Source organism: Phyllobacterium sp. 0TCS1.6A (assembly GCF_026420825.1).
GTDB lineage: Bacteria > Pseudomonadota > Alphaproteobacteria > Rhizobiales > Rhizobiaceae > Phyllobacterium.
The window spans coordinates 213,190-226,977 of the sequence record NZ_JAPMAB010000003.1; the positions used below are offsets into that span (position 1 = coordinate 213,190).

Annotated in this window: 11 protein-coding genes and 1 pseudogene; 6 read left to right on the forward strand and 6 right to left on the reverse strand. The window is 54.8% G+C overall.

What is annotated here, in order from left to right; genetic code table 11:
- Window positions 1–79: 79 nt before the first annotated feature.
- The 3 genes from OSJ75_RS09150 to OSJ75_RS09160 form a co-directional block, all read right to left on the reverse strand.
- Entirely contained in the window at window positions 80–292 is a 213-nt protein-coding gene (locus OSJ75_RS09150; RefSeq protein ID WP_250015701.1) for a hypothetical protein, read from the reverse strand.
- Between the two features lie 224 nt (window positions 293–516).
- Entirely contained in the window at window positions 517–4,545 is a 4,029-nt protein-coding gene (locus OSJ75_RS09155) for a type III effector HrpK domain-containing protein (protein WP_267227676.1), read from the reverse strand.
- Between the two features lie 826 nt (window positions 4,546–5,371).
- Window positions 5,372–6,307, reverse strand: coding sequence for an NmrA family NAD(P)-binding protein (locus OSJ75_RS09160; RefSeq protein ID WP_267227677.1), 936 nt, complete (start codon window positions 6,305–6,307; stop codon window positions 5,372–5,374).
- Window positions 6,308–6,380: 73 nt separating this feature from the next.
- On the opposite strand from OSJ75_RS09160, the gene OSJ75_RS09165 reads away from it, so the two are divergent.
- Both OSJ75_RS09165 and OSJ75_RS09170 read left to right on the forward strand, forming a co-directional pair.
- Window positions 6,381–7,214, forward strand: coding sequence for a helix-turn-helix transcriptional regulator (locus OSJ75_RS09165; protein WP_323748352.1), 834 nt, complete (start codon window positions 6,381–6,383; stop codon window positions 7,212–7,214).
- Between the two features lie 9 nt (window positions 7,215–7,223).
- A pseudogene (locus tag OSJ75_RS09170) lies at window positions 7,224–7,427 on the forward strand (3-keto-5-aminohexanoate cleavage protein); the annotation flags it as partial.
- Window positions 7,428–7,436: 9 nt separating this feature from the next.
- Here OSJ75_RS09170 and OSJ75_RS09175 read toward each other — a convergent pair.
- Window positions 7,437–7,730, reverse strand: a complete 294-nt coding sequence (locus OSJ75_RS09175) for a type II toxin-antitoxin system RelE/ParE family toxin (protein ID WP_267227679.1) — start codon at window positions 7,728–7,730, stop codon at window positions 7,437–7,439.
- A complete protein-coding gene (locus OSJ75_RS09180) occupies window positions 7,730–7,984 on the reverse strand; it encodes a type II toxin-antitoxin system ParD family antitoxin (protein ID WP_267227680.1) in 255 nt (84 codons plus the stop codon). The genes OSJ75_RS09175 and OSJ75_RS09180 overlap by 1 nt, the downstream gene beginning before the upstream one ends.
- A 321-nt stretch (window positions 7,985–8,305) precedes the next feature.
- Between OSJ75_RS09180 and OSJ75_RS09185 the strand changes: the two genes are divergently transcribed.
- From OSJ75_RS09185 to OSJ75_RS09200, 4 genes are all read left to right on the forward strand, one after another.
- Entirely contained in the window at window positions 8,306–9,232 is a 927-nt protein-coding gene (locus OSJ75_RS09185) for a proline iminopeptidase-family hydrolase (RefSeq protein ID WP_267227681.1), read from the forward strand.
- Between the two features lie 15 nt (window positions 9,233–9,247).
- Entirely contained in the window at window positions 9,248–10,618 is a 1,371-nt protein-coding gene (locus OSJ75_RS09190) for an APC family permease (RefSeq protein ID WP_250015686.1), read from the forward strand.
- A 121-nt stretch (window positions 10,619–10,739) separates the two neighbouring features.
- Window positions 10,740–11,489 (forward strand): FadR/GntR family transcriptional regulator, encoded by a 750-nt coding sequence (locus tag OSJ75_RS09195; protein WP_267227682.1) that lies wholly within the window; start codon window positions 10,740–10,742, stop codon window positions 11,487–11,489.
- A gap of 658 nt (window positions 11,490–12,147) precedes the next feature.
- Window positions 12,148–12,336 carry a hypothetical protein gene (locus OSJ75_RS09200; RefSeq protein ID WP_267227683.1) on the forward strand — a complete coding sequence of 63 codons (189 nt, stop codon included), beginning with the start codon at window positions 12,148–12,150 and terminating at the stop codon, window positions 12,334–12,336.
- A 298-nt stretch (window positions 12,337–12,634) separates the two neighbouring features.
- Here OSJ75_RS09200 and OSJ75_RS09205 read toward each other — a convergent pair whose 3' ends face one another.
- Entirely contained in the window at window positions 12,635–13,666 is a 1,032-nt protein-coding gene (locus OSJ75_RS09205; protein ID WP_267227684.1) for an SPFH domain-containing protein, read from the reverse strand.
- Between the last annotated feature and the right edge of the window lie 122 nt (window positions 13,667–13,788).

The following is a 13,788-nucleotide window of genomic DNA, read 5'->3' on the forward strand; positions in this document are numbered from 1 at the left end:
GGCTGCCGCATTCGCTTGAACCCGAGTGCGGAAGCTCCCGTGTGCCGGCTGGTCCGACGTAAGCGACCCCCACAGCTTGCTATCGGGCTTCGTAGCGAGCAATCAGCGCCTTATAATCATCGACCACACGCCGATAGTGGGCTGCCCACTGCTTTGAATTATCTATGGGCGTTCCGTCGCATTTCACCGATCCCGCCTTTTCCCTTCCGGTCTCCAGGGCCTCCGCATAGGCCTCGTAGGCCGGAATTTCCGCTTTCAGCCTCTGAATCCATTTATCCTTTCCGTCCGCCATTCTCCCTCCTCGAATCCGTCGCTCTTGGCTAAACCAAGCCTCCCAGAGCCAATGTGATGGCGCTCTTCAGAGCTATCCCGAGACGAGCCTTCCTCGGCACAACGGGACTTGCGTCCATCCCGGTGCAATGAGTCATGCGCGTGAAGGCTTGATGATGATGATTTGCCGAGACCAATGCGACGGGTCCGATCCTTCGCCGCATTGGTCAGCTTCGATGGAGTCGATCAGGCCGAAGATGCCTCATCGGCAATGCCGTCGATCTTGTACTTCTCCAGATAATCGCCGAGAAGGTCTCCATAGTCGTTTTGCAGCGATGAAGCCTGGCTCTCGTTGATAGCCGCAAAAATGAACACGGAGGCCAGGCTCAAGACACCGCCTGCGATGCCAAATCCGGCACCGAGTCCGCTTATCAGACGCGGAACCGTCAGGCCGAGCACGCCCAGCCCGCCTTCTACCGTCACGGCGCTGGCGCCGAGCATACCGAGCGTGCCGGCCGCAATATTGACGCCGCCATATCCCGTATCGCCGTTGCGGATCGCCTTGACGCCGTCAAAGATGCTGTAGGCACCGAGGGCAAGCGCAGCCAGCCCGCCGCCAAGACCTCTAAACCCGAATTCAAACCTGCTTGCATTCTTCTGCAGAAATTCATTGAAGTTCTTCGGATCGTCGCTCACCTTGATCCCGGCTTTCTTCATATAGTCGCGGTAACCCTTCACTCCGCCTTCGGCCAGGAGCGATGCCGTCTGGACCGAGCCGATGGCTATATCGACCTTGTTGCGGTCCGTCAGCTCACCGCCCGAACCGGCCCCCTTGGCTATGGTGATGCCAGCCAGAAGCAGCCCGCTCACGCCATGCTGGACACCTTTGTCAAAGAGTCGCTTGGCAGAATTATTGGCGTCCACAAGGCCATAGGCACCCGCCCCTTTTATACCCTGCCGCAACAATTCCCATTGGCCGCGGAAGGCGGTCAGAATCTGGTCCGGCTTTGCCTTTGTACCGTCCGCATTGACGAGCAGCTCCGGATTCGTCTCCTCGATCCCCTCGAGGATCTTTTCGACCTTGTCGTCATCGAGCTTGTCGCCGCCATCAACGCCGAAGGCTTTCTTCAGATCGTCGAAAGAGCCAGCCTCCAAGGTACCCTTCTCGGCAATGGAAGTGAAATTCTCGTTCAGTTTCTTATCGAACTTGCCGGTGAATGCCGGATCCAGCCCAGCATTGTAAACTGCTGCCTCCAGACTGAAACTGCCGATTGCCTCTTCGGGGGAGTGATCCTTCAGCAGTTCCTTGAGACGATCGCCGGAAACCATCGTTTTCTCGTAATAGTCCTGCAACTCGCCATTGTGCTTGGAGTTTTTAACCGCCCCCTGCAACGCCTTGGTATCGTCGAGCCCCAGCGCCGCCTGATACATCCTGCCGGTCTGGAGGAAGCTGGCAAGGTTCTCTGTCGGACTGATCGATTTTCCATCCTCGGTTTTCGTTTTCCACTGCTTGTCCAGCAATGCGCCGGTCTTGATGTCCTTGTCGTAATTTTCGGTCAGCGCCTTCTTCAAATCCTTGTCGCTGTCGAGGAAATCCGAAAGGGCGCTCTTGCCCGTCTCGTTGAGGAATTTCTCGACTTCAGGGTCCTTGGTGAGCGTGGCGATACGGGCATCGATCTCCTTCATGACCAGTTCCGGGTCGTCGCCGACACCTGCCCGGTCCTTGAGCTTCTTGATGATGTGGTCTTCCTTCCACATCCCGGCCTGCTCGCCCATCCCGACCAGATCATAGGCGTTCTGCAGGTCGCGCACGACCGCAGCCTTCTCCTTGGCGCTATACTTTTCGGGGTTCTTGAATATCTCGTCGTCGAATTTCTCGACCTGTACGCCCGAAACCGCATTGCCATCCGCCGCGCGCACGGCAAACCCGATCGCTCCCTTGGCATCCTTGGGCGCGTCATTATTTATCCAATCCGAGATGTCAGTCTTCGAAAGCTTGCCGTCCGAGCCATTGCGCAGCTTGTCATGGCTCGTTTCAAGAATGTCGAAACTGCCAGGTTTCGTCCAGAAGTCGAGCGACTTCCTCAGATCATCGCTCATGAATTTTGGATTCTCATCCTTGAACTTCTGCAGGTCCTTGAGGGTAAGTGTATCCCCCTGCGCACCGGTCGCGTCCCTGATGGCATCGAAATTCTCGTGCAGGATCGAACCGTGCTTGGCAATGATCTTGGATGCGTCATCGGCATCCTTGTTCTTCTTCAGATAGTCCTCATAGGTGCCGCCGACGCCCGCAAGGCTGGAGAAGCCATATTTGCCGAAATCCTGAAGCCGTCCGGCTTCCGTCCCGGGTTCGGCTTCGGCGCTATCGGTGAACCCGTCGATCTTGCCATTGTCGACATTGTCGCCCGTTTGCCGCTTGCCGTCCGCATCATAGTTCTCGATACGCTCCAGCACCTGCACCGCGCGATAGGCGGCGTTCCGATCGCTCTCATAGTCCCCGACACGATCCTTCAGCATGTCCTTCACGCCGCTCTGATTGCCCAGATCCTTCAAAAGCCGGCTATCGTCGATGATCTCCCTGGCATCGCGCTTGTCGTAGTCGGGCAATTCCCACTTGATGCCCAGAGCCTCCGCTTGCTTGCGCGCCTCCTCGTCCTTGCCCGCATCCGACCGATCAGGGAACTTGCCCTTCAGATGCTCGAAACCATATTTGCCAAAGTCTTTCAGGCGCCCGGCTTCCGTCCCGTGGCGGACCTCATCCGAATCCGTGATCCCGTCGATCTTGCCGTTACCGACATCCTTGCCCTTGGCGATCTTGCCTTCCTCGTCGAATTTCTCGATATGCTTGAGAACCTGTACGGCCCTGTAGGCCGCATCGGCATCCTTCTCGTAATCGCCAACACGTTTCTTCAGGTTCTCCTTCATATCCTTGATATCAGGACGACCCTTGCCGCCGTCCTCAAGATCGACCAGACCCTTCAGCATCGGGTCGGAATCAATGATCGATTCGGCCGAACGCTTGTCATCCTTCGGACGCTTCCATTCGATGCCCAGCGCCTCGGCCTGCTTGCGCGCCTTCTCCTCGTTCTCGATGGGTTGCGAACCACCCCCGTCCGAGGTCTCGCCGCCATCCGATGTGGGCGATTCCGGCTTGTCCCTGGCAGGTATATCCTCCAGATTGCCGTTCAGGTTCTTGAACCCGTATTTGCCGAAATCCTGCAAACGCCCGGCTTCGGTCCCGTGCTTGGCCTCATTGCTGCTTGTATAGCCGTCAATCTTGTTATTGCCGACCTCGTCGCCGTCCTGAACCCTGCCCTCGCCGTCGAACTTCTCGATATGCTTGAGCACCTGCACCGCGCGGAAGGCAGCATCCGCATCCCTGTCGAAATCGCCGACACGCTCTTTCAGCATGTCCCTCGCATCGCCATGGTTCTCAAGGTTCTTTAGCAGGCGATTGTCGTCGATGATCTCTTTGGCAGACCGGTCATCGCCCTTCGGACGCTGCCACTTGATTCCGTGCGCTTCGGCTTCCTTGCGCGCTTCCTTGTTATCTGCAGGATTGAGCTTTTCCGGCAGCTTGCCCTTCAGGTGCTCGAAACCGTATTTGCCGAAATCCTGCAGGCGCCCGGCTTCCGTCCCGGCATAGGCCTCACCGCTATTGGTAAAGCCATTGATCTCATTGTTGCCGACATCGCCGCCGTCCAGTTTCTTGCCCTTTTCATCGAACTGTTCGATGTGCTCGAGCACCTGCACCGCGCGATAGGCAGCATCGCGATCATGTTCGAAGTCTCCAACACGATCTTTGAGCTTGTCCTTCACGCCGCTCTGATTGCCGAGGTTCTTGAGAAGAAGATTGTCATTGATAATGTCTTCGGCCGAGCGGTTATCGCCCTCGGGAGTAACCCAGTTGATCCCCAGCCGCGCCGCATCTTCACGAGCTTTCGGATCTCCCCACATGGTGTTCGACTTTACCAGATTGCCCTTGAGGTGCTCAAAACCGTACTTGCCCAGATCTTTTAGCCGGCCCGCTTCCGTGCCATGCCTGACCTCACCCGACCCCGTGATTCCGTCGAGCGCGCCGTTGCCGACATTTGTATCGGTAATAAGCTTCCCATCACTGTCGAACTTCTCGATATGTTCGAGCACCTGATCAGCCCTGAACGCCGCATCGGCATCCTTCTCGTAGTCGCCGACAAGCTTCTTCAGACCGTCCCTCATGTCCTTTACGTCAGGACGGCCCTTGCGGTCTTCTTGACCGATCAGGTCCTTCAACATCGGCGAATGTTCTATGATGTATTTGGCCGAACGGTTATCGCCCTTCGGACGGTTCCATTCGATACCCAGAGCCTCAGCTTGCTTGCGAACATTCTCGTCCGGAGAGTTTTTTGTTGCAGCAATTATTGTAGCCCATTTGTTGGAAAAATCGGGCTGGGGCGCTTTATTGACAACGGCTTTTTCGGATTTCACTGACGGCAAGGGCATTGAAAAGTTCCTCCACTGTTCATACCAAAATGAGAGTAATCAATGTTTTAACTATCACTAACAGACGACATGAGCCCTCTCCCCACGAGAGTCCGTGGGTAGATGTACCGTTGGCAACATAGAGCGTTCCCGCACCTATGGTTGGCCAACCTCGGATGCAGTAATTTCACAGTACTTATGGCGTCTCCTCCAAGAGGCAAGCAGAACTGCACCTCCCACCTCTCGACCCTTTAAAAGCAAATGTCGTGCCAGTTGCACAAAACACCTATAAATGCTTGGCAATAAACGGATTTGTGCAAACAAGTTTTTCGCCTGCATCTTAATGTGTGTGTATAACCGCGCAAGGTGCTGGGCCTTGTGCGGATTTACGCACAATATTTCCTTTCCGCCTCATGACGAAAAGCGGTGGCTTGAAGTTGCCGAATAGACCGCTTTCAAGTCATTCAAAGTCGAACGCTGGATTTGCTTTACCGCCACTACGGATCGCCAGTTCCAGCCCCAATAGCTGTGGCAGGACCTGTTCGGCGAAGCCTGTCGCCTTCGAGACAGGCCCGGACATTAGGTTGCTTGTGGCTGCCAGCCCTATGAGGTTCTCGCGTAGATTTCGCTAACTCAGCAATTATCCTTTTGAGCTCCACGATAGAAAGGTCTCTGGTTTGACGCCATCCGCCCGCGCCTTCTCGATCAGCGGCCTGAGGCTGCCGTTGACGAAGTCTTCCATTGTCGTACGCAGCGCAGGGCGATCGTCGCGGAACGCTACACGCCCATCGTTAAGAGCAGCCAAGGTGTCGTTATCGTAGACCCACCGCCCGAGGGTTCCGAACCTCTCCCGGAATACCGTCTCGACCTCGCGATCGCCCCTATCGATGAAGCGATAGTCCACCTCTCTACCGAGTGCCCGGCTGATACTCGCAGCGATCTCCGTCATCGTGTAATCGATGCCCAATTGCTTTACGGATCGGTGCTGGTCGGTCGGCGTGTCGAACTCCTTCGCCGCGAGATCCGCGATGTCCTGAATGGCAACCCAAGGAGCTTTGACGTTTGGGTCAAGCGACCAGCCGATCTTATCGTGGTGCGCGATCGAGTCGACCCATCCGGACAGATCCTGCATGAACCAGCCACCCTGCAAGTGCACCAATTTGATGTCGCGTAGTCGGTTGAGTATCTGATCCAGGATATGGAAACCCTGGAAATGGCCGGTATTTCCGCTGACCTCGGATCCCATCCCGGTCAGGTTCACGGCCAATTTTACAGGGGAATCCCGAAGTGCGTCGAAAAACCGGAGCGCTACCGTAGGGTAGTGCCCATGGAAGTCCTCCGATCCCCAAACGGTTTTGACCATTAAGAACGCTGCGTCAGCGTCTTCGAAGAATGTGTTAAGCTCACCAGCACCTGTGTCGAAGCTGCCAAGGAACGGTTCTGCGCCTTTTGCAACAAGTGCATCGAGGGCGGGCCCTCCTCTCGAAAGAGCTTTGACTGAATGGCCTTTGGCCAAGAGGTTTTCGGTAAGTTTGGCACCGATCCTGCCGGTCGCGCCAACCACGGCGATACGCATGGCTAATCTCCTAAAGTTGATGAACCAAGACTCTAAGGGGTTGAGTCGCGAGTGAAAGTCGAGATAATGCCATATGATCTCGAAATCGGGCCAACCTTGGAATAAGCCAGCTCCCTGCAGCACCGCTATCGATCTGAGCCTCTCGCATGGGCCGGCGATGGCTATCAAGATGGACTTCGCAGACTATGAGCCCGAGGGAACGCAGCACCAACACCGGCAGGGTCAACTGATCTTGGCGCTACATGGCGCGGTTACCTGCAGAGTGGAAAGTGGGGTCTGGATCGTTCCGCCCAACTGCGGAGTTTGGATACCCGGCGGCGTTCCTCACAGCAATCAGGTCACGTCCAATGCTCGTGTGACATATCTGTTTATCGAGCCCGGCGCGGCCCTGCTTCCGGCTGAATGCTGCACGCTTTCGATATCACCGATGCTTCGGGAGATGATACTTCGGGTAGCGGAACTATCGGAAAGTGATGCGCGCGACGCTCATGTCGATCGGCTCATGCGGGTCATGCTCGATGAACTTGCGCTGATGCCGCGGGAGGGGCTGGAGCTGCCCGTATCTCACCATCCGAAGATCGCCTTGATCGCTGCGGCTCTTCTGGCAGACCCGAGCGACCGCCGAACCCTCGGCCAATGGGCTGAGCATGTCGCCGTCAGTGAGCGATCGTTGAAGAGACTAATGGTCCAGGAGACAGGATTGAGCTTCGGCCGTTGGCGACGTCAGCTCCATCTAGTCATCGCGCTGCGGGAACTGGCCGGCGGTGCGACGGTCCAGCGAGTAGCAGGCGACTTAGGATATGAATCTACGACGGCCTTTATCGTCATGTTCAAGAAGGCCCTCGGGACCACACCATCGCGTTACTTTGGTGCTCGCTTATTGAACACGGAGCACGCGTATAATTAAGACTATAGCGGCAACGTCCGCGTCGATCTTGAAGATTCACTATGGATCAGGCCGGGCAAGCTTGCCGAAAGCAATACCCAGCAGGTCACCAAGGTGCGAACTCTGATAGAGGAGTTCGGCTTTGACGTCGCAAGCCCGGCCGAAGCCCGAACGATCCTCGCCCTCAAGGGCGGCGACCGTGTCGGTTTCTGGTCTGCAATTGCGCTTGTCTAATCGGCGATCCTAAGCAGGTTCGCTGACCCAGTCTTCATGTCCATGGCGTATTCGGATCACGAGAATGGTTTCATCCACTTCGATGCGGTAAACGATCAGATGGGCTTTGAACGGATAGATTCTAACTGGCGGTGTAATCTCTTCCCGCTCACGAGCCATTCGCGGATTCACGGCGATCAGTTCCAGTATTGCGAACAAGTCGTCATGGTAACGCCTGGCCTGTAGCGTTCCGAACATGCGGATACCCTGCTCGGTCAGGGCAATGATGTCCTCTTCCGCTTCGACCGAAAGGCTAAAGCGCATTATCTGCTGCCGCGCGCCGTTTCCGTTCGCGCGACAGCCGCAGCGAAGAGCTCGTCCTTCGATCGGCTGCCAACACCACTTCCGAGACCGTCATCAACGAAGCGTTGCATGGCCACGATCTTATCATTACGCGTTTGATCTCTGCGGATCAGATCCCGCACATAGTCACTAGCATTGGAATATCTCCCGGTTTTCGCTTGGGCTTCGACCCAATCTTTCATCGGGGCCGGTAGAGACACGTTCATAGTAGCCATTCAAGCCTCCATTTGTGTGCAGATTAACGGTGTTTGGCAAAGTTTGTCAAACTTTCTTGAACACAGAGCTTCGAACGAGCAGCGTTTATTCTGACGGCGGTGAAGGGAGGTGCCCGCAAAGCTCGGCATACTCGCCACCGCCTATTGACGCGAGTGTCGTCATCCAGTGGGGAGGCACGTCGAGGCCAGAATCGATCATCGCCGCCGCCGAGCCGTGAGGTTCGCCATCGGACGATGGCTCCAGCGCTTCCAATGGTAAAAGGTCTTCACATAATACCTTTTGTGTGCTGATATGCTCCCGAACAATCAGGGGAGCTACACATGATGAAAAGCGATGAGCGTTATCGCTCGGAGGAGGCAATTGTTCCATTTCGGGACCATTCGACATGGACCCGGTCTACTGTCCCGGCGACAGACTACCGGCCCGATCTACCACCGTTGGTAATTCTGCACGGCGGACCGGGAATGCCTCACGACTATAGCAAACCGATGATCGCTTTCTGCGACGACGGAAGAAAGGTCATACATTATGATCAAATTGGGTGTGGACGTAGCAGCCATCGGCCGGATGCACCGAAGACCTTCTGGAACGTGCAGTTGTTCGTCGATGAACTGTCCAATCTCGTAGACTTCTATGGGTTGGAGAACGGTTTCCATCTGTTGGGGCAATCCTGGGGCGGAATGCTGGGGCCGGAATACGTGCTTCAATGTCCTGAAGGTGTACTCAGCATGACGCTGTCGAACTCCCCGGCTTCCATGCCACTTTGGACCGAAGGCACGTCGCGGCTCATTGAGGAGCTTCCGACAGATGTCCAAACGCAGATTCGAAAGCATGAAGTTGCTGGTACGACCAGTCACCAAGAATATGTTGATGCTGTCGATTTTTTCTACCACAAGCACTTATGCCGGCTTGATCCGTTCCCTCAAGATCTGACGGATAGCATAGAGCGTATGGCGGCCGACCCCACCGTGTATAACACGATGATCGGGCCGAGCGAGTTTACGATTACCGGCTCTTTGAAGGAATGGACCGTCATCGACCGTCTACACCAGATTGTCACCCCAACTCTTGTTGTTGCGGGGGAGTTTGACGAGGCTCGACCAATAGCATGGCGACCATTTGTCGAGCGGATGCCAAACGCTTCCAGCTATGTGTTTCCAAATGCGAGCCATACACCTCACTTGGAATGTCCCGAGGAATATTTCCGCGTCGTTGGCGAATTTTTACGCACGAACGACATCAAATAAGAGCGTCTGACGAATATGGAAAACTCACAAACCACCCAAGCAAATAGCCTGGAGTCGCTGGGATATAGCCAGCAATTGCAACGCTCGATGTCGCTAACGGACATCGTAGTCTACGGGCTCATTTACATGGTCCCAATGGCACCCATCGCTGTCTTTGGAATTACCTACAATTTTTCGATGGGAATGCCAGCACTCGTATATCTGGTGGCAGCTACGGCAATGGTATTCAGCGCGCTCTGCTATAAGGAAATGGCAAAGCGCTACCCTGTGGCAGGATCAGTGTATTCTTACGTTCGTTTTGGCATCAACAGTTACTTCGGCTATCTCGCAGGCTGGGCCATACTGCTCGATTACCTTCTTCTTCCGGCGCTCTTGGCAGTATTTGCAGCAAGTGCAATGACCGGGCTTTGGCCAGCATTTCCGGCTTGGATATGGGTAGCAATCTTCGTGGCCTTGGCGACTCTGATTAATCTGGGAGGCATTTCGCTGACTGCAACCATGAATAAGGTCTTTCTCGGTATCCAACTTGCGGTGCTCACGATCTTTGCTGTTGTAGTGGGACTTGACCTCATCAATGGACGTATATCCCTGTCTTTGTCTCCCTTCTTCAATAGCGAGGGTTTTTCATGGCAGATAGTGTTTGGCGCCATTCCGATCGCAGCTCTGAGTTTTATCGGTTTTGACGCCATTTCCACCCTTAACGAAGAAGCCAGAGGCGGTGGTGAAACAGTCTCGAAAGCCACAATGATCGTGCTCGTGGCCGTGGCATTTCTCTTCATGCTCCAAGTATATCTGGCCGCGCTTTATGTGCCCGATAACACAATTTTTTCGGAGGGTGATCAGACGAACAATGCGTTCTATAATATCGCTGGACAAATAGGCGGCGACTGGCTTCGCATATTAGTGACGCTCAGCTCCGCATTGATCGCCATTTTTGCCAATTCTCTGGCTTCCATGGCGACCTCGTCACGCCTGATCTTCAGCATGGCACGTGACAGGCAGCTTCCCTCCTTTCTGGCCGCAGTAAGTTCGAATAATGTTCCACGCAACGCGACCTTGCTTATCAGCGTTCTTTCACTTCTGATTGGCATTTTTGGTGCAGAGAACCAGGGTGTTCTGACCACGCTTGTAACATTCGGTGCCCTTACGGCGTATATACTTCTGAATATAGCAGTCCTTGTCCGTTTTGGGCTGATCGACCGCAGTAGGAAGCTATTCTTGCATTGGCTGAGCCCCTTGATTGGCACAGCAATCTTGTCATATGCGCTCTGGCATGCGGATTATCACGCGCAGATCGCCGGAACGATCTGGATGATTGTAGGCGTCTGCGTTGCGCTATCTCTTAAAATGTCTGGTCATCTCGGGCGAGTAGAACAGGTTTCCTGATAAATTGACTTATCCCAAGCCCGAGCTGTGCTTGGGCTTGGGATTTTTTATGAATACTGCGATAACCGCACTGGCATTGCGGAAGGAATTGCCGCAACCAAGAACGGAACCGAGTGCATGAATGCGTCTTGACGATCTCTTGAGCCACGCTGCAGGACCGGAGTTAAGGGCCGCGGCAGTGACGGCGAAACGTGAACTGGCTGACCGCATCATAACAGCCATTGTGATCGGGGCGTATTCTCCTGGTGAGCAACTCCCATCGGAAAGGGAGCTGGCTGACCTTCAAAAGGTAAGTCGCGTCACTGTTCGAGGAGCCCTTGAACTTGTCCGGGAAAAAGGGCTGCTGACGTCGAAACGCGGACGCGGCGGCGGAACATTTGTAAAAGCAGTCAACTTGAAGACTGCGGCTCCCGATTCCGTTCGAAAACTATTGACTGACGAGTTGCCCCAATTGACGGAATTTGTCGATTTCCGTTGTCTGATCGCTGGGTTGGAAGCCAGGACGGCAGCTGAACGACATAGGCAAGAACAATCAGACGAACTACGAGAGATATTGAACGATTTCTGTGCTACTGACGATCTGGCGCAGGCCAGAGTCCTGGATCGCAGGTTGCACCAACAGATCAGCAAAATGGCGGGAAATCCGCAACTGGAATCATTGGTAAATCAGTTGAGTATTAAAGCGACGCTTGGATTTAACTCAGAACCCTACCCACTTGCGTATTTGGACCAAGCCAGAACAGAACATATCGAGCTCGTCGATGCGATAGTGACGCGCGATCTGGCTCGATCATACAGCGTGGCATACAAGCATTTCTCTCTAACGCTCAAGATTATGATCGATGTATTGGAGCTGATCACTTCTTCCTAAATTGGCTGTATGAAACCTGCTCGTTCCCGACTTCCAGATAAGTTTGCATGTCCGTGGCACTTTCCAGGGTCAGCAGGAAGATATCAAAAATGACCTGTTTTACCATCGCCATCGCTATTGTGACCCACGAACGAGTCAATACGTTTTCACCGGATCAGATTGGAATGGCCGGCGGGGATCCTCCGCAAGGCTCCTTTTGAGCTGGCGCTCAAATCGGGCGAGACGCCGCCCTGTCGGCGGTTGATCGCGCTCGACGGCAAACCGCTCTGGCTGCTGCAAGGCCTGAATCATCGCGATTGCTCCTCCGCAACGCGGTCAATGATCAAGCAGTAGACCGAGTCCTGGGACTGGTGAGATGAAGCCTGTCACTCCGCCAGTTGATCAGTGGATCTCGGAGGCACAAAGCGCATCCACATCGCCCCAGCACAACTCCGTGGATGGCTAGAAACCGTTGTTCCGCTACACTGTTGCAGAACCTATTGGCGCATGCTCCAATCGTCCGATGAAACAAAACACTCGGGCCCTCGATGGTTCAACACGTCGCGTCTTGTTAAGTGTTTACTTGGTCGGAATGACCCTGACAGGGGTCGTTCTGGGTTTCTGCTGGTATATGTCGCCATTGGCGCTAGGGTTCGCGCAATGGCCAACCGATTCAGAGATGAGATATTGGACCGCGATCCTGTATGATCTGTCCTTCTATGCCGGCATCCCGCTGGTTGTTCTCGGGCCGATAGCTGCCATCGTGCCGTATAGGATGGGCTTTGATCGCACCGCCTTCGCCATTCCTCTGATATCGCTCGTGACCTTCATGGCCTGTACCACGGGCGTGCTCATGTCGCTGAAATGAAATCAGTTTTCCCGCCGCATGTCCGGGCGCGCTTCATCGATGAAATACCAATAGGCAAGCCGTGAGAAGGCGCGTCGTCCTGATCGGTGCAACCGGCACATTCGGTAGCGGTTGGCCGCCCTGTTGGCCCTATCTTCCGAGATCGAATTGGTGCTCGCCGCGCGGCGGAAAGAGGCGTTGGAGACGCTATGCAAATCGCTCGCTGCCCCGATGCGCGCAGCCGAGCGGGCCGGCGAACCCATAGCGAGGGTTCATCGGGAAGTGCCTCGAGACAACCAAGCGGCACCGCTGAAACACATCAGCTTTTCGTTACCTGTACGTCTGAACCAGTGCCAGCCTCTTGCGCAAGCTCTATCTCGTCTGGTGTCAATTTCGGCGATGCTCTGGATCCAGATTGTTTGCCGTCACCTGAACCGAGGCCACCCAAAAGGGACCGGCTCACGAGATCGGCATTGGGCGCATCGCCCGTCACCAGCACTGTGCGACCTCCGTGAGAAGCAGCATCTCTGAGGGCTTCCAGCCGATTGATTTCCATCATGAAGGCCATGGCGTCCGAATCAGTCAGCGTCGTATCAGCACGAAATGCTGAAAGCGCCCGTGCATTGCCTTCTGCAATAATGCTGCGGCTTTCCGCGATGCCGCGTGCGGTGATCGACATTGCTGCTGCCGAGGCTTCCGCGCTCTTGGTGCGTTTTATCTTTTCAGCCTCGCCATCATTCTCGGCCGCTTCCAATCTGCGCTGCGATGCAAGCACTTCGTTGAAGGCTGAGATCATCTCAGGCGTTGGCCGTGGATCATCAATCAGCACCGCCCGGATCTCGTAGCCATAAGCATTTATAGCTTCGTCCAAAGACTCACGGACGGTGCGGGTGAACTCATCTCGATCAGTGTAGAGCTGATCGAAAGTTCGTGCGGCCGCAACGGCGCGCGCATCCGTTGCCACGTAGGATTCGATTTGGGCCTCCGGGTTGTGTAACTCATAGAAAGCCGCTTTGACTGCTGATGGTATGACCCGATATTGCAGACTGATCGGCATCGTCACAAAGGCATTATCCTTCGATTTGACGCCAAGCTGTAATGCGATCTGCCGGGTTTGGAGGGAAAATGGCTTGCGGGCGCGCTGAAACGGCCATGGAAACTTGATCGACAATCCGGCAGTACGGTAGCCCGTGTAACGCCCGAAGGTTTCAAGCACCCGCGCATGCTGTTGCGGAGTTATGACAAAGAATGTCTTTACCCATCGCAATATGATCAGTGCACCGATAACTCCCACCAAAGGCGATACCGGTATTTCGAAGCCAAAGAGATTAAATTCCGGAAAACTGAACATGAAAATCCTTCTCGACTATCAACATGTCCGCACAAGCGGCAAGGCAAAATGGCTTCTCCTGCCAGGTGAGAACGCTACCGCGGCAATCGCCATGGGGCAATACGTGCCTGTTCGGCAGTTAG